12 protein-coding genes and 2 pseudogenes are annotated in these 20,561 nt (G+C 69.7%); 9 read left to right on the forward strand and 5 right to left on the reverse strand.

Annotation, left to right across the window (positions count from 1 at the left end):
* Positions 1-2: 2 nt before the first annotated feature.
* Together dctA and ADK64_RS14975 are read right to left on the reverse strand one after the other, a co-directional pair.
* Complete coding sequence (gene dctA / locus ADK64_RS14970; RefSeq protein ID WP_053659044.1) at positions 3-1,421, reverse strand: C4-dicarboxylate transporter DctA; 1,419 nt, start codon at positions 1,419-1,421, stop codon at positions 3-5.
* Positions 1,418-2,536: a PrpF domain-containing protein gene (locus ADK64_RS14975; protein WP_053659046.1), complete on the reverse strand. Its 1,119-nt coding sequence runs from the start codon at positions 2,534-2,536 to the stop codon at positions 1,418-1,420. The genes dctA and ADK64_RS14975 overlap by 4 nt, the downstream gene beginning before the upstream one ends.
* A 146-nt stretch (positions 2,537-2,682) precedes the next feature.
* On the opposite strand from ADK64_RS14975, the gene ADK64_RS14980 reads away from it, so the two are divergent.
* A complete protein-coding gene (locus tag ADK64_RS14980; protein ID WP_053659048.1) occupies positions 2,683-3,588 on the forward strand; it encodes a LysR family transcriptional regulator in 906 nt (301 codons plus the stop codon).
* Positions 3,589-4,203: 615 nt separating this feature from the next.
* On the forward strand, positions 4,204-4,941 hold the full coding sequence (locus ADK64_RS14985) for a X2-like carbohydrate binding domain-containing protein (protein ID WP_053659050.1): 738 nt from the start codon (positions 4,204-4,206) through the stop codon (positions 4,939-4,941).
* 329 nt (positions 4,942-5,270) lie between these two features.
* Here the strand turns inward: ADK64_RS14985 and ADK64_RS14990 are convergent, their stop codons facing one another.
* The 3 genes and pseudogenes from ADK64_RS14990 to ADK64_RS15000 all read right to left on the reverse strand — a co-directional run bounded on the left by ADK64_RS14990 (position 5,271) and on the right by ADK64_RS15000 (position 10,435).
* Positions 5,271-7,169 carry an alpha-L-fucosidase gene (locus tag ADK64_RS14990; protein WP_234384576.1) on the reverse strand — a complete coding sequence of 633 codons (1,899 nt, stop codon included), beginning with the start codon at positions 7,167-7,169 and terminating at the stop codon, positions 5,271-5,273.
* 1,123 nt (positions 7,170-8,292) lie between these two features.
* A complete protein-coding gene (locus ADK64_RS14995) occupies positions 8,293-9,567 on the reverse strand; it encodes a glycoside hydrolase family 6 protein (RefSeq protein ID WP_053659054.1) in 1,275 nt (424 codons plus the stop codon).
* Between the two features lie 161 nt (positions 9,568-9,728).
* Positions 9,729-10,435 (reverse strand): annotated as a pseudogene (locus ADK64_RS15000) (glycoside hydrolase family 6 protein).
* 1,080 nt (positions 10,436-11,515) lie between these two features.
* On the opposite strand from ADK64_RS15000, the gene ADK64_RS15005 reads away from it, so the two are divergent.
* The 7 genes and pseudogenes from ADK64_RS15005 to ADK64_RS15035 all read left to right on the forward strand — a co-directional run bounded on the left by ADK64_RS15005 (position 11,516) and on the right by ADK64_RS15035 (position 20,506).
* A complete protein-coding gene (locus tag ADK64_RS15005; protein WP_053659138.1) occupies positions 11,516-12,952 on the forward strand; it encodes an arabinofuranosidase catalytic domain-containing protein in 1,437 nt (478 codons plus the stop codon).
* 294 nt (positions 12,953-13,246) lie between these two features.
* On the forward strand, positions 13,247-14,383 hold the full coding sequence (locus tag ADK64_RS15010; protein ID WP_053659056.1) for an SGNH/GDSL hydrolase family protein: 1,137 nt from the start codon (positions 13,247-13,249) through the stop codon (positions 14,381-14,383).
* A 75-nt stretch (positions 14,384-14,458) separates the two neighbouring features.
* On the forward strand, positions 14,459-15,556 hold the full coding sequence (locus tag ADK64_RS15015; protein WP_078992657.1) for an endo-1,4-beta-xylanase: 1,098 nt from the start codon (positions 14,459-14,461) through the stop codon (positions 15,554-15,556).
* Between the two features lie 519 nt (positions 15,557-16,075).
* Positions 16,076-17,710: a glycoside hydrolase family 27 protein gene (locus ADK64_RS15020; RefSeq protein ID WP_053659058.1), complete on the forward strand. Its 1,635-nt coding sequence runs from the start codon at positions 16,076-16,078 to the stop codon at positions 17,708-17,710.
* Positions 17,711-17,901: 191 nt separating this feature from the next.
* Positions 17,902-18,315: pseudogene (locus ADK64_RS47225) on the forward strand (arabinofuranosidase catalytic domain-containing protein); the annotation flags it as partial.
* Positions 18,316-18,369: 54 nt separating this feature from the next.
* A complete protein-coding gene (locus ADK64_RS48420) occupies positions 18,370-18,471 on the forward strand; it encodes an arabinofuranosidase catalytic domain-containing protein (RefSeq protein WP_267888550.1) in 102 nt (33 codons plus the stop codon).
* A 52-nt stretch (positions 18,472-18,523) separates the two neighbouring features.
* Positions 18,524-20,506: an alpha-L-fucosidase gene (locus ADK64_RS15035; RefSeq protein WP_053659063.1), complete on the forward strand. Its 1,983-nt coding sequence runs from the start codon at positions 18,524-18,526 to the stop codon at positions 20,504-20,506.
* Positions 20,507-20,561: the final 55 nt, after the last annotated feature.

A 20,561-nucleotide genomic window follows, 5' to 3' on the forward strand; every position in this document is an offset into this window, starting at 1 on the left:
GGTCAACGTGTGGCGGGGACGGGGTCGCGGGTTGGTTCGGGCATCGTCGCGTCGGGTGCGGGCGTCTGCTTCGGATCGGGCTCGACTGTCACCGCAGAAAGGGCGGGGGCAGGGGCGTAGGGGATCTCGCCGCGCAGGACGGCCTTGGCGCGGTCCTCGTCCAGCTCGCCCTCCCAGCGGGCGACGGCCAGGGTGGCGACGCCGTTGCCGACCAGGCTGGTCAGGGCGCGGGCTTCGGACATGAACCGGTCGACGCCGAAGATCAACGCGAGGGCGGCCGCCGGGACGTGCGGGACGGCGCTGAGGGTGGCGGCCAGGGCGATGAAGCCGGAGCCGGTGACGCCTGCGGCGCCCTTGGAGGTGAGCAGCATGACGGCGAGCATGGTCAGCTGCTCGGTGAGGCCGAGGTGGATGCCGAGGGCCTGGGCGAGGAAGACCGAGCCCATGGTCAGGTAGATGGCGGTGCCGTCGAGGTTGAAGGAGTACCCGGCGGGCAGCGTGATGCCGACGACCGGTTTCGAGGCCCCCGCGTGCTGGAGCTTGGCCATCATGCGCGGCAGGACGGGCTCGGTGGAGGAGGTGCCCAGGACGATCAGCAGTTCCTCCTTGATGTAGCGCAGGAAGGGCAGCAGCCGCAGTCCGTTCAGGCGCATCACGGTCCCGAGGACGACCAGGACGAAGAGGAGGGCGGTCAGCCAGAACGAGCCGACCAGCAGGCCCAGGTGGCGCAGGGTGCCCAGGCCGTAGTTGCCGATGGTGAAGGCCATGGAGCCGAACGCGCCGATGGGGGCCAGCCGCATGATCCAGCGGATGAGCGTGAACAGGACCGAGGAGAACTTCTCGACGCCCCGGGCGATGCTCAGGCCGTCCTCTCCGCCGGCGTGCAGGCCGAAGCCGAACAGCACGGACACCAGCAGCACCGGCAGGATCTCGTTGCCGGTCAGGGCGCTGACCAGGGTGGCCGGGATGATGGCGAGGAGGAAGACGGCGAAGCCCTCGTGGGCCGTGGTCGCCTCCGACGGCAGGCCCTTCGCGGACAGGGTCGAGAGGTCGATGTGCAGACCGCTGCCCGGCTGGACGACGTTGACGACGACCAGGCCGATCACCATGGCCACAGTGGTCAGGACCTCGAAGTAGACCAGAGCCTTCAGGCTCACACGGCCGACCGCGCGGGCGTTGCCCATGGAGGCGATGCCGTGGACGACCGTGCAGAAGATGATCGGCGCGATGAACATCTTCACCAGCGCGATGAAGCCGTCGCCGAGCGGCTTGAGGTCAGTGCCGACGGACGGCCACAGCCCGCCCACGGCGGCGCCGAGGAGGACGGCGATCAGGCACTGGACATAGAGGTGGGACAGCATCCGGCGGATGCGGCCCGGTGGTGCGGTGACGGTACCCGGGGCGGCGTCGTTGCGGCTCATGCGGGGCGTCCTTCCAGGACGGGAACGAGGAGTTCGGCTCGGGCGATACGCCGGGCGGCGCGGTGCAGCAGCACCGTGGGGGACTCGCTGTCCGGTGAGGGGACGGCTTGGGTGGTGACGACGCCGGCGGGGGTGCCCAGGCGCAGCGTGCCGTCGGCGGTCTGCCGGGCGACGCGGTGGGCGAGGGTGCCAGGGGTGGCGGCTGCCGTGGCCAGGGCCACGGCGGAGGTCAGGCCGATCGCCGGGTGCGGCGCGTGCATGGAGACCATGCGCACGGCCAGGTCGTACTCGTCCTGGTTGACGAGGATGCCCTGTGTGGTGCGATAGGGGGTGGGGCGGGCGACGATGCCCACTTTCGGCACCGCGTGGCTGACCGGATCGCCCTCGCGGGCCAGGCCCATGGCCAGTGCTGCCTGGCGGCGCAGCAACGTCAGCGGGGGCACTGCGGTGGCGAACGCGGTGAGGGATTCCGTGCCGTCGAGGCCGAACGCCTTGGCCTCGAACAAAGCCGCCGGAGCGCCGGCGTCGACCAGGGATGCCTCGACGGGGCCGTCCGATCCGGTCAGCTCGTCCAGTGCCCGGCCGGTCGGCAGAGCGCGGCCGGTCGTCGAGCCCGCAGGGTCCTGGAACCCGAGCAGGACCGGCACGCCCCGCGCCGAGGTACCCGGCACCACGGCCGTGCCCTCCTCCGGGGCCACGCCCGCGGGGGTGGGGATCGTGCCGGTGAGGCGGGCCCCGGTGTTGATGTTGAGCATGCGGACGGTCGTGGTGTCCGACGTGATCGGCACGAGGGAGTGGTGGACGGCGTACAGGGCCACGGCGGTGGCGCAGTTGCCGCAGTTGCTGGCCCACTCCACGCGCTCGTCGCCGATCCCGACCTGCGCGAAGGCGTACTCGAGATCCACACCGGGTTGTGTCGACGCCCGTACGACGGCGGCCTTGGAGGTGGTGGAGGAGGCGCCGCCCACGCCGTCGATCTGACGGGGGTCGGCGGCGTTGAAGGCAGCGAGCAGCAGAGCGTCGACGTCCACGCCCGTGGCGGCCACGTCGCGGTGGTCGAAGATCCAGCACTTGCTGGTTCCTCCGCGGATCATCTCGCCCTGCAGACGCAGCACAACTGACTCCTCACAGCCATGGAAGGGGAAGTCCACCGACGGTCTCGCCGTGCGTGGTGTCCTCCACGGTGGGTTACGGCAGCGTGAAGTACAATCTCGGAAATCTGCATGGCTATTAAGGTGAAGTGAACGCTGGAGGTGGCGGCATGCTCGACGTCCGGCGCATCCTGCTGTTCACGGAGGTCGCCCGGCGCGGCTCGGTGACGGCGACGGCCCGCGCCCTCAACTACACACCGTCAGCGGTATCGCAGCAGATCAGCCGCCTGGAAACGGAGGCAGGACAACCTCTGCTGGAACGCCACGCCCGAGGCGTCACCCTCACCGACGCCGGACGGGCGCTGGCCGAACGAGGGCAACGGATCGAACGCGAACTACAGGCCGCGGAAAACGAACTCGCCGACTTCGCCGGTCTGCGCGCGGGCACGCTGCGCATCGGCACCTTCCCCACCGTCGGCGCCTCGCTCCTCCCGCAGGCCGTGATCGCCTTCCGGGACGCCCACCCCGACGTACGGCTGACCGTGCGCAGCGCCCGCATCGCCGGACTGTGGACGATGCTGGAGAACCGGGAGATCGAGATGTCGCTGATGTGGGACTACGACTGGAGCCGAATCGACCGGGAGGACGTCGTCGTCACCTCACTCCTGGATGATCCGCCAGCCCTTCTCGTCAGCGACCACCATCCACTCGCCGGCCGCGAATCCGCCTCACTCGCCGACTTCGCACACGACCCCTGGATCACCCGCGCCGACCACCACCCGGTGGCCGAAGCCCTCGTCCGCGGCTGCCGCGCCGTCGGCTTCGAGCCCCACATCGCCTACGAGGCCCATGACTACCAGGAAGCCCAGGCCATGGTCGCCGCCGGCATCGGCGTCGCCCTCGCCCCCACCCTGGCCCTGGAGGGCATCCGCCCCGGCGTCAACGTCCTGCCGCTCCAGCCGCCGGCCCCCGTCCGCCGCATCCTCCTGGTTCGCATGGCCGACCACCCTCTCACCCCTGCCGCGCTGACCTTCGCCGGACTCCTCCGCGACACCGCCGCAGCCCGAACTGTCTGACACCGAACCACGCCCACCGCGGCCGGCCTCGGCCACGCAACCCCGGCCTGTCCGTCAGCACGCTGGTGACGGAAAACTGCAGCCAGGCCGGCCCCGAACAGCGCGCCCACGCCGTCGCGCCGGGGCATGACCACCCGCCAGACCGTCATCGGCGTCAAGGGCCCCGAACACGCCATCACCTGCGAAGCCCGCACCCTCCACACACCGCCGACGCCGCCCGCCTGACCGGCGAGGAGCACCTGCGCGGCACCCTCACCCCCGCCGCCTCCCCGACCTCACCATCTCGGACCAGGACCCGCCCACTGCACCGGCGATGCCCTGCAGCCTCCTGGTCACCCCCACCGGCACACGGTAACCGGAACGTGACGGTGGCCGCCTTCTGGCCTACGGCGCGGTCTTCGGGACCTTCGGCGACGATTCCCGGCCCCAGGCGTCCGCGGCGCCCCGGGTACCCCGACGGCGTGACGGCGGCCGTGGCGGCGATGCAGCCGGGCTGGAACCTCGGCAACAGCCTGGACGCCGTCCCCGACGAGACCTCATGGGGCATGCCGTGCGTGACCAAGTCCCTGATGGACAAGATCCGCGCTCAGGGCTTCCACTTCCTTCCACGACATCGTGCGCGGATCGGGCGGAGGCAACGCCCAGTGGCTGCTGGTGCTGCCCACGCTCGGCGACACTCCAAACCAGTCCCTGATGGACGACCTGGCCGCCACCATCAGGTCGTTTCACGACCCGCGGATGGTCGCCAGCGTGCACTACGACGGCTGCTACCCGTTCAGCGTGAACCTCGCCGGCCAGACCCGCTTCGACGGCCCGGCCCGGACCGACCTGGCCAAGGTCTTCAAGCGGGTGCATGACACCTTCCTGGCCCGGGGCATCCCCACGATGTTCGGCGAGTACGGCGTGCTCGGCTGCGACTTCGGCCCGTCCGGCGGAGTGGAGCGCGGCGAGATGCTGAAGTACTTCGAGGCGTTCGGCGCCGCGGCCTGCACCCGGGGCGTGGCCACGCTCCTGTGGGACAACGGATCCTTCTTCGACCGCACCTCGATGAAGTGGCACGACCCCGGACCGTTCCAGCAGATCCGGTGGAGTTGGACCACAACCTCGGGCACCGCCTCCTCGGACATGGTCTTCGTCCCCGGGGACGGACCGGTCACGGACCGGACACTCACCCTGAACCCGAACGGCGCCGCCTTCCGCGGACTTGGCCAGGGCGGCACCGACGTGGCCAAGGGCCGGGACTACACCCTGTCCGGCAACCGCCTGAAGCTCGCCTTCCACTTCTGGAGCGGCACCACCGCGACGTACTACATGGCCAAGTCCGGAACCTCGGTCACCGGTACGACGGCCTGACCGACCCGCGGTGACACGTTCCGTCCGGGGAGGGAGGCCGGCGCTTGCGGGCGGGCGGGCCTCTTCCCCCTGCATGCTCCTGTCCGCCCCCGCGTAGTGGTTGAAGGCGGCGTGGACGCTGGGAGGCGGGCTGGAGCTGGCAGGAAGCCGCCGTCCCTGCGCCCGGTGAGCTGACCGCCGTCCTCGACGGCCGCGCCATTCCCGTCGGCACATCGGTGGGCCTCGGCGCCTGGGACGTCCGGGTCTTCGTCACCTCCTGAGGATGATGTTCCCGGGAATCGGGGCTTCGGCTGTCGCGGCCGAAGCCCCTTGGGTCGGCACTCCGGCGCTTATGATCCCAGGTCGGCGGAGAAAGGCCGGTCGTAGACCTCGAAGGTGCGAATGGACGCCCATGCCCCGGAAGGCAACCCGGTGACCGTGACCCGCACATACCGTGCCCGGCTCCGGAAGAAGGCGACCTGGACCTGACTGGTGCTGGTGGTGGCCGTGTCGTCGGCCAGCGTGTTCCACCTGCGGTTGTCGACGGAACCCTCAATCGAGTAACGGTAGTTGGCCCCGTCCAGTTCCCAGGCGATGCGGGTGCCGGTCAGCGACCGGGGCGAGCCGAGGTCGACCTTGAGCCAGTGGCCGGTGCCGCCGTCGTTCGCGCACCACCGGGTCGAGGTGGAGCCGTCGACCGCCCTCGCGGCGGTGTTGCCCTTCGAGGACTCCTCGCTGTCGGCCGTCGCCGTCCGTCCGGCTGCGATGTCGGCCGGCTGCACGGACCGGTCCAGTGTGACGCCGACGACGCTGTCCTCGGCATGGGCGGTGCGGTCGATGCCGTTGATCGTCACCCGGCCGTCGCCGCCGGCCGAGTACGCCAGGGCGGCACCGGTGCGCACATCGAAGGCCCGCACGATCCTGGCGTCGCCGAGCGGCGGGGTGGTGAACGAGGTTCCGCTGTAGCCGGGCAGCAGGTGCACGTAGAACGTGTCGTCCTTGCAGGTGAAGCCGTACTGGCCGTCGACCGGGTTCCACGGGCCGCCGCGGGTCCCGTAGACCGACCGGCCGCAGGACGCCATGAAGGTGCCGATCCGCCGCAGCAGCCCGGCCTGGGCGTCGGACACCGTGCCGTGCCGGTCCGGGCCGACGTTGACCATCGCGGTCATGTTCCGTACCCAGCAGTTGACCAGGATGTCCATGGCGGTGCCGTAACTCATCACGGTGGCACCGGAGTTGTAACCCCAGGTGCCGTCGACGGTGAACACCTTCTCGACGAGGCCGGTGCGGATCGCCCCGCTCGGGACGGAAGGGCCCTCGTCGCTGGCGTAGTCGCCCGTCCAGCCCGAGCGCGAGGTGGCGACGATGCCGGGCTGGTGCTTGCGCACCATGCCCATCAGGCCGAGCGGCCTGCCGTCGCCGTCCGTCTCGCCGTAGGCGGCGTCCACCGGCCACTCGTTGGCGGGGTCGCGGTACCGGCCGGGCTCCCAGAAGAACGCGGCGTCCGCGTCGCTGCCCTGCTCCGCCAGCCAGCCGCCGTCCCACCACAGGTCGTCGATCGGGCCGTACCGGGTGACCAGCTCCTTGACCGACTGGTACACCTCGGTCTTCATGACCCGCGCGTTCTCCTTGTGCGCGGGATCGGTGGTGTAGTTCCAGGGGTTGGGTGCGCAGTGGGTGCCGCGGACGTCGTAGTAACCGGGATAGCGCCAGTCGATCGGCGAGTAGTACAGGCCCACCTTCAGACCCGCCGCCCGCACCGCCGCGACGTATTCCCCGACGAAGTCACGACCCAGCGGCGCCTGGCCGGAGTTCCAGCTGTTGGGATGGTTCAGCGGCCACAGGGCGAAGCCGTCGTGGTGGCGCGTGGTCAGCGTCACGTACCTCGCTCCGAAGTCCTTGGCCAGTCGCGCCCAGGCCGTCGGGTCATAGGCGTCCGCGGTGAACTGTTCGTCGGTGGCGTCGGTGACGAACTTCCGGTAGTCCGCCGGCGTGATCGGGGCGCTGTGCATCCACCACTCACCCTTGGCCGGGCCGGAGTACACGCCCCAGTGGATGAACATGCCCAGCTTGGCGTCCTGGAGCCACTTGATCGCGGAATCGGGCTGCTGCCCGACTCCCATGTCGGTCCTCGGGATCCGCAGGGCAGGCAGCGGCAGCGGCAGCGGCAACGGTGCGTCGGGCGCGGCGTCCGCGGGTGCCGCCACCGTGACGGAACCGACCGCGGCGGCCACCGTCATGGCGGCCATGGCAGCGAGTACCGATCTGCGCGACGTGGATTCCGGCAACGTAGGTCCTCCTGTTCGGCCGTTCTTCCGAGACATTGGATGAATTAACAGGCGCAGGTGCCGTCTCTGTCGAGTCTCGTGACGCATGTAGGTGCGGAAAGGCAGAAGTTGGCCGACAAGCCTCCCTGATGGTGGGCAATGACATCGGATGTATTGACGGGGATGGAACGGAGCCGTCCACAGTGACACGATGCAAATCACCCCACTCCACTCGACCGAAGGTGTCGGAATGGCGGCGGCAGCAGGCGAGGGATGGGGAAAGGCGATCGTGCCGGACACCCCGCGAAGACCTCCGCACCGGTGTGGGACACCTCGGATTTGGGGGACCCGGGCGTGGCGTCGGAACTGAACACCGTCTTCCCCTGGTACGAGCCGGCGACCGGTCGCCCGGACCGGCGGGTTTCCGGGAGCGTCTCGCCGACTGGTTGCCACGCCTGTGGCAGGCGACCGGTCGAGTTGCTCGGCTACGTGACAACGGTGCGATCAGTGCCGCGAGAACTGGCCCCCGGTCGGTTGCTCGACGTCCCGCCGTAGCGCGATCCCGGTGATGGCCGGCCGTTCACCGTAGACGTCCGTGATTCTGATCGCCCCGCAGCAGCGTGCGCCGGGGTCGCCGTGCCCGTCGCCGTCGGCGTTCCTGTCCCGGCCGGGGCTCCCGGCGCGGTCGGGCTGCCCGCCTTGGGCGAGGTCGTCGTGATCGCCTGGGTGGTGGCGGGGTCCCGGCGCCGGCCCTGCGATCGGGGAGCAGCGCCAGGACCAGAGCGGCCAGCCCCCCGCCCGCGGCGGTCAGCGCGACGGTGGTGCCCAGCATCAGCCTGTGGCGGCGTCGACGCTGTCGCGCGGCCTGCCTCGCCTCATGGTCTCTGTCTACATGTCGGTCCGTTCGGGGGATCGAGCCGATGGTGCACCGCCCAGTCCCGCGTCGGCAGTTCGGCCGCAGGCCGCCCCCTACCCCGTTCACCCGGCGCGATCCCGTACGCGACCGGCACGAGCAACCGAGTCCTACCCACACCGGCTCGGTGATCGGCGACTTGGAGAGGAAGCGGGCTCGGCGGGCCGACGCGTACGGGGCGTCCGACCGGGCTCAGCGGTTGAACGTCAGGCGTGGTACCGCGTTGCGGGCCAGTGCGTGGGCCTGGTCGGGCCACCAGGCGCCGGCGGGCGGGTCGACGATGCCGTACTCGGGATCGATCGTGCCGCCGGTGCTGCGGGTGCAGCTGCCGTCGGATTCACCGGGGGTCTTGATCCACAGGTAGGCGTCGACGAGAGGGACGCCGGTGTCGGCGGTGGGGCGTGGGCCGAGACCGCGGCCGGGCGCGTTGCACCAGACCTCCGGGTCCCCGCTGTACTTGCCCGCCGGCGGGGTCCAGGCGCCCCGGCCGTTGCGGCTGGTGTCGATCACGAAGTGACGCAGCTCGTCGGCCGGTGCGGTGTCCACGTTCTGGTCGAACCAGGCGTCGGTCCACCGCCAGGTGGTGGGGTCTGTGGGCGAGACGGCGTCGCCGGGGGCGCCGTCGTTGGGGGCGGCGGACGAGTAGTACTGGCTGGCGCACCAGTCGGTGTGCCCGTGTGCCTGCTCGGGGCCTTCGGTGGCGTACCAGAGGCACTTGGCGATCCAGGTGCCGTATCTGGCGTTGTGGTCGGTGGGGTGGTTGTTGGACACGTTCAGGGCGAATCCGTCGCCGTACTGGACCCCGGCGTCCTGCAGTCGCTGGGCGATGTCGCCGACGGACCGCCACTGTACGTTGCCGGCGTCCAGGTACACCGCGGTGCGCGGTCTGGCTTTCAGGGTCTTGACGGCGTAGGCGAGGTCGGTGATGCGGGCGGCCGTGAGTTCGCCGGTCGGGTCGGTGGTGGGCCCGCAGTCCTTGGGAAGGTTGGCCAGGCCGTCGGGTTCCACGACGATCACCGCGTCGTCGTCGCCGACGCCGGCGGCGAAGGCGTCGATCCACTGGTGGTAGGCGGCGGAGGATGCGGCTCCGCCGCTCGAGTACTGGGAGCAGTCCCGGCCGGGTATGTCGTAGGCGACCAGGACGGGGGTCCGGCCGACGGTCCGGGCCCGGTGGACGAGCTTGTGCACTTTGACGCGTACCTCGTCGGGCGTACCCTCGGTGAACCATTCGGCCTGCGGCCAGCTCGCGAGTCTGGCCATGTTCGTGGCGTCCTCGATGTCGCCGTTCCTGAAGTCGGCGAGGGCCTGCTTCGCCGCCTTGCTGTGCGGGTCCGAGTAGAACTTCGTGGCCGGGGTGATCACGTCCTGCGTGGGCGTGGCCTGCGCCTGCGTCGCGGTGAAGGCGGCGCACAGGGCGAGCGTCGCGATGGCGGTGGCCGCGCGGCGCCGGGGGCGGCGTGACTTCATGGCTGCTCCTGGGCGGTGGATGGATGGGGGAGCGTCTGTCACCGGGCGGGCTGTCGACCGCCTGAGCGGAAGGCGGTGCGCGGTGGACCCGGCCGGGCTGTGGCCAACGGCGCCCGTGTCCCTGTGGCGGGCAGGGACGCACCAGGTCACGGGGTCCGGGATCAGTAGCCGTAGATCATCTTGTACGCGACCTCGGGGAGGAACTGTCCGGCCGAGGAGCCGACTCCGACCCCGCAGTTGGCGTCGGACTCGCCCGGGATCTTGATCCACAGGAGCATCTCGACGCCTCCGCGTGGCTGGGTCGGCGTGCCGATGCGGCGGCCCGAGGGGTTGCACCACTGGCCGTTGGAGCCGTTGCCGTTGCGGCTGGTGTCCTGGACGAACTGCTTGGTGTAGCCGTAGCGGGTCCGCAACTCGCTGTTGACGACGCTGCGTAGGCGATGTTCTCGGCCGTGGTGCAGTAGTTCGAGATGTTGAGCGAGAAGCCGTGGGCCAGGCGGAGGCCGGCCTCGTGGAGGTGCTGGGCCATGGTCGCCGGGCTCGCCCAGCCCGGGTAGCCGGCATCGAGGAGGGGCAGCTCGTGCCGGGAGGCGGCCGCGCCCGCGGAGGCACCGGTGGCGGTGCCGATGGTGCCGCTCCAGGAGCCGAACCAGTGGGCCATGGGGGTGTCGGCGAGGGAGGCGTTGACCGCGGACGCCCGGCCGTCACCGGGGTTGGCGGCGACCGACCGTTTCGCGCTGGAGTCGGATTCCGTATAGAACCCGCTGGTCATGGTGGCCGGGTCGACGGCGTGAGCGGACGGTGCGACAGCGAGCGCCAGCGGCAGGGCGAAGAACGAGGCCACGAGGGCGCGGAGTCTGCGGCGCATGGCTGTACCTCGGTTTCCTGGCAGGGACGCGCCGCCCGCTCCCGGCGTGGAGGAACTCGGTGTGGTGGGTGCCGTTGTCGACGAAGGTCTTGAATCAGGGGGCAGGACCTTCATCCCGGTGCCGGATCACTGCGGCTGTGCGGCACAGGGGTGATGAGTCTGCGGCGGTGCGCTGGCGTACGGCGTCGCAGTCACCCGACGGACTGGTCTCAAGCGGTGCTGGACGAGTGCCCTGGCCGCCACGGTGCCTCACCGGTGTCTGGGCGTCGTGAAGGCATCAGGTGGACGAAGAGTGTCCGAGTGCCATGAGCCCGCGGGGAATGACACCGGGCCGGTACCGTCCCGTGGTCACGATCGTCACGCGTTTCACGTCTTGCACAAGGTGTGGTGCGAACCGGTTCTACGCAAGCGCTTCGACAGAGGAGGTTACGGCCGGAGGAGTGCGGGGTCAATGGAGTGGCGTGGGGCGAAGCCAGATGCCGACGCCGGGGCGACCCCCGCCGCTACGGCCGGTGCACGCGGAACCGGTGGCCCGGCATCCGGGTTTGTTGGCTGCGCACCTGTTCACCGGCGATATGGCAGGTCATCCGGATGGTCCGGGACCAGTCGGCGAGCATACCCGCGCGGCCGGCGGACACGCCGTCATCTGCCGGCCAAGATGCGGGGCGCGCAGATGCGTCGGCCGACCTTGACCCGCTGGGATCCAGCCGTCGAATCGATTCCGCGACAAGGTTTGTGGAAGGGGCTCCAAGACCCTTGACAGTGCCGCGAAATCGGGGGCACCGTCTCCCCCCGAAACCTCTCTGCAATCTCGCGGAAAAGACAGCACATTCAAGCGCTTCCGGATGCGCCGACGCCACCAACACCAAGCCCGGCCGGGTTGCGTCGGCACGGTGGGGAGATCAGATGGGCACCGTACGTGCAAGACGTCAGCTGCTGTCCGGCCGCGGTGGCGTCCGGCGGTTACTCGCGGCGGTACGACACCGTGGCAGGCCAGAAAGTGTGCCTGACCAGGCACACGTCCTTGCGCCCGGAGGCTCGCCCCGCTCTCGGCGCTCTCGGCGGACCATGGTCGCCCGGATGGGGGCCGCGGCCGCGCTCGTCGCCGGAACTCTGATCGGCGCCACGGCCACGGCCGGCACAGCGCGGGCCGCCGCCTCCGGGCCGTGCGACATCTACGCGGCGGGCGGTACGCCCTGTGTGGCGGCGCACAGCACGACGCGAGCGCTGTACGCCTCGTACGACGGGCCGCTCTACCAGGTCCGGCGTGGCTCGGACAACACCACCCGGGACATCGGTGTCCTGAGCGCGGGCGGGTATGCCGACGCCGCCGCCCAGGACTCGTTCTGCTCGGGGACGACGTGTCTGATCACGATCGTCTACGACCAGTCCGGCCGCGGCAACAACCTCACCCAGGCGCCCGCGGGTGGCGCCGCGGGCGGGCCCGACAACCTCGCGAACGCGACCGCCGCGCCCACCACGGTGGGCGGCCACAAGGCCTACGGCGTCTTCGTGGCGCCCGGCACCGGTTACCGGAACAACCACACCAACGGCATCGCCACCGGGGACAGCCCCGAGGGCATGTACGCGATCTTCGACGGCACGCACTACAACGGCGGCTGCTGCTTCGACTACGGCAACGCCGAGACGAACAGCAACGACGACGGCAACGGCACCATGGAGGCCATCTACTTCGGCAACATCAAGGTGTGGGGCTATGGTTCGGGCAACGGTCCGTGGATCATGGCCGACCTGGAGAACGGGCTGTTCTCCGGAGTCAACCAGCACTACAACGCGGGCGATCCGTCCATCGACTACCGGTACGCGACCGCCATCATCAAGGGCGGGGCGAACCACTGGGCGATCCGTGGCGGCAACGCGCAGTCCGGCGGGCTGTCCACCTTCTACGACGGGCCCCGTCCCAACGTCTCGGGCTACAACCCGATGCGCAAGCAGGGGGCCATCATCTTGGGCACCGGCGGCGACAACAGCAAGGGCGCCCAAGGCACCTTCTACGAAGGGGTGATGACCTCCGGCTACCCGTCGGACGCGACCGAGAGCGCCGTCCAGGCCAACATCACCGCGGCCGGATACGGCAATTCGTCCTCCGGAGGCGGGACGAGCACCGGAGCGCTGCACGCGGTGGGCGCGGGCAAGTGCCTGGACGTGCCGAACTCGTCCACCACGGCCGGCACCCAGCTGCAGATCTGGGACTGCAGCGGCGCCACCAACCAGACCTGGACCCGCACGTCGTCCAACCAGCTGACGGTCTACAGCGGCAGCAGCCAAATGTGCCTGGACGCGTACGACAACCAGACGTCCGCCGGCACCAAGGTGGAGACCTGGCCCTGCACCGGCGGCGCCAACCAGCAGTGGCAGCTGAACTCCGACGGCACGGTCACCGGCACCCAGTCCGGACTCTGCCTCGACGTCACCGGCGCCTCCACGGCCAACGGCGCCCTCGCGGAACTGTGGCCGTGCAACGGCGGATCCAACCAGCGATGGAGCCTCGACTGACCTGAACGGCTCCGGTCCGTGGCCGGCTCACCGCCGGTCACGGACCGCTCGCCACCAGGCCTCGACACCACGGGACAACACTCGCCAGCACCGGAGGACGAGCATGTCCACAGCCAGACCGCTCCGTGGCCTGTGGGCCGCCCCCGCAGCCCCGACATCGTGCAGCAGGCCCCGGGCGGAGCGGCCAACAGCCGGTGGCTGCCGCTACAGCAGTCCGACGGCTCGTACGCCTTCCGGAACACAAGCGGCAGCTTGTTCAACCTCTGCTGTTTCCCCCACTCGTGAGGAATGCGAATGAAGAAGTACTCGGTACCTCTGGCCGCAGCCCTGACGGCGGCGCTCGGCATGGGCGCCGCCCTGCCCGCCGCGGCTGCCACCGACACCGGGGCGTCGCCGTCCGCCGTGCGGGCCGCCGCACCCGCCCCCTTGCGGCTGATGCCGTTGGGCGACTCGATCACCTGGGGCGTCGGCAGCCCGTCCGGGAACGGCTACCGGGGCTTCCTGTGGAAGCGGTTGGCGGCCGAAGGGCATGCCCTGGACTTCGTGGGGTCGGGCCGTAACGGCACGATGTCCGACCCGGACAACGAAGGCCACTCCGGCTGGCATATCGACCAGATAGCCGGCATCGCGGACTCCGTGCTGGCCCGGTACCGGCCCAACGTGATCACCCTGGAGATCGGCACCAATGATCTGAACGGCGGCGCTCAGGCTGAGCCCGCTGCCGAACGGCTCCACGCGCTCATCGACCAGATCACGGCCGACGCCCCTGACGCGACCGTCCTCGTCGGCACCCTGATCGTCTCCACCAGCAGCACCGAGGAGGCCACCCGCCCCGTCTTCAACGCCAAGCTGCCCGGCATCGTCCAGGCCGAGCAGGCTGCCGGCAAGCATGTGCGCCTGGTGGACATGAGCGCTCTGACCACCGCGGACCTGTCCGACCCCTTACACCCCAACGACAACGGCTACACCAAGATGGCGGACGCCTTCAACGCCGGGGTCCAGGCCGCGGACGCGGCAGGCTGGATCAAGGCGCCTGTCTCCGTGGGCGTGCCGGTGCACTCCGGGGTCGCGGGGAAGTGCCTGGACGTCAACGGCGGCAACAGCGCCAACGGAACCGCCGTGCAGATCTGGTCCTGCAACGGCGCCGACGCGCAGTGGTGGTCCGCGCGCTCGGACGGCACCTTGCGGGCGCTCGGGAAGTGCCTCGACGCCACGGGCGGTGGTACCGCCAACGGCACCAAGATCGAGATCTGGGACTGCAACGGCGGCACCAACCAGCAATGGCAGGCGTACAACGGCGGTTACCGCAATCCGGTCTCCGGCCGCTGTCTCGACGACCCCGGTGCGTCTGCCACGGACGGTACGCAACTGACCCTGTGGGACTGCAACGGCAGTGCCAACCAGCAGTGGACCGCTCTGCCGGTCTCCTGAGCCGCGTGAGCCGACTCCACAAGTCGCCTGTCTCGTGATCGGCGACTTCCCCCCACACGAGGAGATCGATCCATCATGTCCTGGTTCAACGAGGGGCCCCGTCCGGGCAAAGTCCTGGCCTCGGCCATCGGTTCGACAGCCGCCGCGGTACTGGTCCTGGCCGGTACGGCGGCCCCCGACGCCCACGCGGCTTCCGGCACGCTGGGCACGGCGGCAGCCGGCAGCGGCCGCTATTTCGGCACGGCCGTGGCCGCCGGAAAGCTCGGCGACTCGGTGTACTCCACGCTTCTCGACCGGGAGTTCAACATGATCACCCCGGAGAACGAGATGAAGTGGGACACCACCGAGCCGTCCCGCGGCAACTTCAACTTCGGGCCGGCCGACCGGATCGTCAACCACGCCAGCGCGCACGGCCAGCGGATGCGGGGCCACACGCTGGTCTGGCACTCCCAACTGCCCGGCTGGGTCAGCTCCATCACCGACGCGAACACCCTGCGCAGCGTGATGGACAAGCACATCATCACCGAGATGAACCACTACAAGGGCAAGGTCTACGCCTGGGACGTGGTCAACGAAGCCTTCGCCGACGGCGGCAGTGGCCAGCACCGCAGTTCGGTCTTCCAGAACGTGCTGGGCAACGGTTTCATCGAGGAGGCGTTCCGCACCGCACGGGCGGCCGACCCGGCGGCCAAGCTCTGCTACAACGACTACAACATCGAGAACTGGTCGGACGCCAAGACCCAGGGTGTCTATAACATGGTGCGTGACTTCAAGGCGCGCGGAGTGCCCGTCGACTGCGTCGGCTTCCAGTCCCACTTCGGCGCCGGCGGACCGCCCGTCGGCTTCCGGACCACGTTGTCGAACTTCGCCTCGCTCGGCGTCGACGTACAGGTCACCGAGCTGGACATCGCGCAGGCGTCGCCCACGGCGTACGCGAACACCGTCAAGGCGTGCATGAACGTCGCCCGCTGCACCGGTATGACGGTGTGGGGGATCAGGGACAGCGACTCGTGGCGGACGGGGGAGAACCCGCTGCTGTTCGATGCGGCCGGGAGCAAGAAGCCCGCCTACGAGGCGGTCCTGTCCGCGCTGGGCGGGCAGACGGCGAACGGTACGACCCCGCAGGTCCGGGACTCCAGCGGCGGCGCCGGCCAGCACTGGACCCTCAGGTGACGTACTAGGCGCCCAGCGCGCTCCTGCTCCCCGGGCTGCTGAAAAGCACACCGGTCGGGGCCCTGCGAACGAACACCCGCGCCCGGCACGGATGCCGTATCCGGACGCGGGTTTCGACATGCCGTCACTGCTGCCTCACCAGACAGTAGACATGGGATGTATCGGGCTCTCAACCACCAAGTCACCCCTATTGACAGAGCGTTGGACCTTATGGGATCACTATGTGACATGGGATGTCTGAGTGTTCCCTGTGCAGGTTCTCGGGCGCGCCGACGGGAGCGCTCGACGCCGTTCGGAGCCCCTCGGGAAGCCGCCGTCCTGAGTAACGGCGGCGGCCGCTGCAAGCCCGGCGGCGCCAACCCGAGCGCCGGCACCTTCCACGAAGGAGCCGTCGTCGCCCGCCACCCCTCCGACGCGACCCACCACGAGGTCCAGGTCTACGTCACCGCTGACTGCCACTGATTCTCCGTCAGTTTCTCAACTCGCCCCAGGAGTAGATGGCTTATGCCAACAACCACCATGCCAGCCAGGCGCCTTCGGCCGCTGCCTTCACTGCTGTCCCTGCGGAGAACCCTGGCGCTCACGTTCTCGGCCCTGCTGGTCGCCGTGGCCGCTCCCGTCCTCTCCCTCGGCACGGCGCAGCCCGCCGCGGCGCTCGGCAACGGGCTCGCGCTGACCCCGCAGATGGGTTTCAACGACTGGAACGCGTACGGCTGCAATGTCTCCGAGTCGCTGATCAAATCCACCGCCCAGGCGATGCACACCAACGGCATGCAGGCGGCGGGATACTCGTACGTCAACATCGACGACTGCTGGATGACCCACAACCGCGACTCCGGCGGCCACCTGGTGCCGGACCCGGCCAAGTTCCCCGACGGCATCAAGGGCACCGCGGACTACGTGCACTCGCTGGGGCTGAAGCTCGGGATCTACGAGGACGCGGGCACCGAGACCTGCGCGGGATACCCGGGCAGCCTGGGGCACGAGACCACGGACGCGCAGTCGTTCGCGTCGTGGGGCGTGGACTACCTGAAGTACGACAACTGCAACAACACCGGTGCACCGGCGCAGACCCGGTACACCGCGATGCGGGACGCCCTGGCGGCCACCGGCCGGCCGATCCTGTTCAGCCTGTGCAACTGGGGCCAGGAGAACGTGTGGACCTGGGGCGCGGGCGTGGGCAACAGCTGGCGCACCACCGGGGACATCACCTCCACGTACTCCAGCATGCTGTCGATCTTCCACAGCAATGTGGGACTGGCCTCCTACGCGGGCCCCGGCCACTGGAACGACCCGGACATGCTGGAGGTCGGCAACGGCTCGCTGACGGCGACCGAGAGCCGCAGCGAGTTCAGTCTGTGGGCGGAGATGGCCGCGCCGCTGATCGCGGGCACCAACATAGCCTCGGCCAGTGCGGACACCTTGTCCACGCTGACCAACTCCCGGGTGATCGCGGTCGACCAGGACCCCCTCGGCAAACAGGGGACCATGGTGTCGTCCTCGGGCGGCCTGGACGTGCTGGCCAAGCCGCTGGCGGGCGGGGACGTGTCGGTGGCGCTGTTCAACGAGACGGACTCGACGGCGACCATCACCACCACCGCGGCCGCGATCGGGAAGACCGGGGCCTCGACCTACACCCTGACCGACCTGTGGTCGGGCGCGTCCTCGACCACCTCCGGCACGATCAGCGCCTCGGTACCGGCGCACGGCACGGTGATGTACCGGGTCGCGGGCGGCACCGGCGGCGGTGGTACCAGCGCTACCGGTGAGCTGCACGCGGTGGGTGCGGCCAAGTGCCTGGACGTACCGAACTCCACCACGACCGCGGGTACCCAGGTGGAGATCTGGAGCTGCACCGGCGGCGCGAACCAGACCTGGACACATACCGCCTCCGACCAGCTCACCGTCTACTCCGGCAGCGGCCAGATGTGCCTGGACGCCTACGACAACCAGACCACCCCGGGGACGAAGGTGGAGATCTGGCCGTGCAACGGCCAGACCAACCAGCAGTGGTCGCTCAACTCCAACGGCACGATCACCGGAGTCCAGTCCGGCCTGTGCCTGGACGTCACCGGAGGGGCCACGGCTGACGGAACCCTCGCCCAGCTGTGGACCTGCAACGGCGGGAGCAACCAGCGGTGGACGCTGGGATGACTCATCCCTTCCCTCGGCCACCGGCAGTTCGGGTACCGCCGCGCGGCGACACCGCCACAAAGGAGGTCTCCTCGCCCGGATCAGCAAGCCCTCGCCGACGAAGGCGACTCCCGGCCGTGCTCCTGATCGCCCCGGCGATGGCCCCGGCCGCGTTGCGCACCCCGGCGTTCGCCACATCCCCGCGGACGAGCATGTCCTCCGCGGTCCGAACGGCGCCGGCGAACGCCTCAGCGGGCGGCGCGTCGCCGCGCTGTGACATCCATGCCGCGGGTGGTACGCCGTGCGTGACGGCGAACTCCACGACCAAGGCGCTCTTCTCGTCGCACAACGGGCCGCTCCACCAGATCCAGCGGGCCTCCGACCACAGCTACCGCGACATCGGGGTGCTCGGCGCGGGCGTGTATGCCGACGCCGCGTCTTAGGCGTCGTTCTGCGCGGGCACGCCGTGCACGATCACGAAGCTCTACGACCAGACCGCCAGGCACAACGACCCGCCCATCTCCCGGGGCGGCTACTGGAAGGGCCCCGGCCCGGGCGGATCCGACGACGGAACGGACGCCATGGCCCTGCCGGTGACCGCGGCCGGCCACCAGGTCTTCGGCATCAAGGTCACCGCCCGGCGTCGGCTACCGGCAGGGCCACGCCAGCGGAGTGACCACATCTACTGGGGCACGGCCTGCTGGTTCGGCGGGTGCACCGGCAGCGGCCCGTGGGTCGAGGCGGACCTGGAGAACGGCAACCAGAAGTGGACGCGCAACTGATCCGGTGACGGCCGAGTCACCCAACCCCGTCGATGACGCTGAGAGGCTCCGCATGACTTCCTCCTCCCTCCCGATCAGCCGGCGCCGGCTGCTGGCGGCGACCGGCGCGGCCACGGCCTTCGGCATGCTGCGGTTCGCCCCCGGGGCCGCCGCGACCGACGGCCCCGCGAGCTACACCGCGAGCTGGTCCTCCGTGGACCAGCACCCTCCTGCCCCGGCCTGGTTCCAGGACGCCAAGTTCGGCATCTACTACCACTGGGGCGTCTTCAGCGTCCCCGCGTTCGGCAACGAGTGGTATCCGCGCAACATGTACATCAGCGGCTCGGCCGAGAACCAGCACCACATCGCCACCTACGGCGACCCCTCGGTATGGCCGTACAACAACTTCATCGACGGAGCCCGCAACAAGGCCGGCGACCACGTGCAGTTCGCGCCCAAGCTCGCCTCCCGGGGCGGCAACTGGGACCCGAACGCCTGGGCGCAGCTGTTCAGGGCCGCGGGCGCGAGGTTCGCCGGCCCGGTCGCCGAGCACCACGACGGCTTCTCCATGTGGAACAGCCGCTCCAACCCGTGGAACTCGGTTCGGCACGGCCCCATGCTCGACCTCGTGGGGCTGCACGCGCAGGCCATCCGCGGGCAGGGACTGAAGTTCATGGCCTCCCTCCACCACGCCTACCACTTCAACGGCTACTACGACCATGTGCCGAACCAGTCGGACCCGACCCTGCGCGTCCTCTTCGGCCAGCAGGGCCCGGCCGCCGAGAACCAGCTCTGGTACGACAAGCTGGTCGAAGTCGTCGACGGCTACCAACCGGACCTGATCTGGCAGGACTTCGACCTCGACCTGGTGCTGGAATCGGACCGGCTCCAGTTCCTCGCGTACTACTACAACCGGGCCGTCTCCTGGAACAAGGACGTCGTCGCGACCTACAAGGACGGATTCGACAACAAGGGCGAGGTCTTCGACTTCGAGCGCGGCGGCCCGGCAGGACTGCTCACGCCCTACTGGCTGACCGACGACAGCATCTCCTCCTCCAGCTGGTGCTACACGGTGGGCATCGGCTACTACTCCACCCAGGCACTGCTCCACTCACTGATCGACCGGGTCAGCAAGGGCGGCACCATGCTGCTGAACATCGCCCCGATGGCCGACGGCACCATCCCCTCCGAGCAGCGGTCCATCCTGCTCGGCATGGGCGACTGGCTCGGTCGCTTCGGAGAGGCGGTCTACGGCACCCGCTCCTGGACGAGTTACGGGGAGGGTCCCACCAAGATGGGGGGAGGCGCGTTCAGCGGACCGGTGGCCGGCAAACCGCAGGACATCCGGTTCACCCGAAGCCAGGACAACAAGGTCCTCTACGTCACCGCGCTGGGCTGGCAGGGCGGCACCGTGACCATCACCACGCTGAACTCGAACCAGATCAACCTCAGCAGCCTGACCGGCGCCCGACTGCTCGACAATGCCGCCGGTACCTACGTCGACCTGCCCGCACCGACCCAGGACGCCTCCGGTCTGCACCTGGCCATGCCCTCGTCGAACCCGCCGTTCAGCGCCCTGGCGTACACGGTGAAACTGACCTTCTCCGGTGAGATTCCCGTGCTGGGCGCGCCGGGAGGCTCCACGACCTGGGTGAGGATCGCGAACGCGACCACCGGACTGGTGCTCGACAGCGGAGGCGACGTCGCCTCCGGCTCCAACCTCAAGCAGTGGAACTACGACGGCAGCGCCAACCTGCAATGGCAGCTGATCGACCTCGGCAACGGCTACTACCGCATCATGAACCGCACCAACGGCATGGCCGCCGACAGCTGGGGCAACGCCGCCGACGGCGCCCCCGTCCGGCAGGCGGCCTGGAACGGCGGCACCAACCAGCAGTGGTCGCTGAGCAGCCTCGGCGGCAACCGCTACCAGATCGTCAACCGGGGCACCGGCACCGCGCTCGACGGCAGCGGCAGCACCACGGTGGGCTCGACGGCGGTGATGTGGACTCCGAACTCCAGCACCAACAACGAGTGGATGATCACCGGCGTGTGACCCCCGGCGACCGACGCTCCGTCCCCGTCCCTCAACCAGGGAAGAAGGAGTGCAT

The organism is Streptomyces sp. MMG1121 (assembly GCF_001280015.1).
Lineage (GTDB): Bacteria > Actinomycetota > Actinomycetes > Streptomycetales > Streptomycetaceae > Streptomyces.

Coding starts and splice junctions, on each gene's coding strand:
- ADK64_RS15015 (WP_078992657.1), top strand. CDS start 14,459: ATGTCCTGGTTCAACGAGGGGCCCCGTCCGGGCAAAGTCCTGGCCTCG.
- ADK64_RS15035 (WP_053659063.1), top strand. CDS start 18,524: ATGACTTCCTCCTCCCTCCCGATCAGCCGGCGCCGGCTGCTGGCGGCG.
- ADK64_RS15010 (WP_053659056.1), top strand. CDS start 13,247: ATGAAGAAGTACTCGGTACCTCTGGCCGCAGCCCTGACGGCGGCGCTC.
- ADK64_RS14995 (WP_053659054.1), bottom strand. CDS start 9,567: ATGAAGTCACGCCGCCCCCGGCGCCGCGCGGCCACCGCCATCGCGACG.
- dctA (WP_053659044.1), bottom strand. CDS start 1,421: ATGAGCCGCAACGACGCCGCCCCGGGTACCGTCACCGCACCACCGGGC.
- ADK64_RS14980 (WP_053659048.1), top strand. CDS start 2,683: ATGCTCGACGTCCGGCGCATCCTGCTGTTCACGGAGGTCGCCCGGCGC.
- ADK64_RS15020 (WP_053659058.1), top strand. CDS start 16,076: ATGCCAGCCAGGCGCCTTCGGCCGCTGCCTTCACTGCTGTCCCTGCGG.
- ADK64_RS14990 (WP_234384576.1), bottom strand. CDS start 7,169: ATGGCCGCCATGACGGTGGCCGCCGCGGTCGGTTCCGTCACGGTGGCG.
- ADK64_RS15005 (WP_053659138.1), top strand. CDS start 11,516: ATGGGGGCCGCGGCCGCGCTCGTCGCCGGAACTCTGATCGGCGCCACG.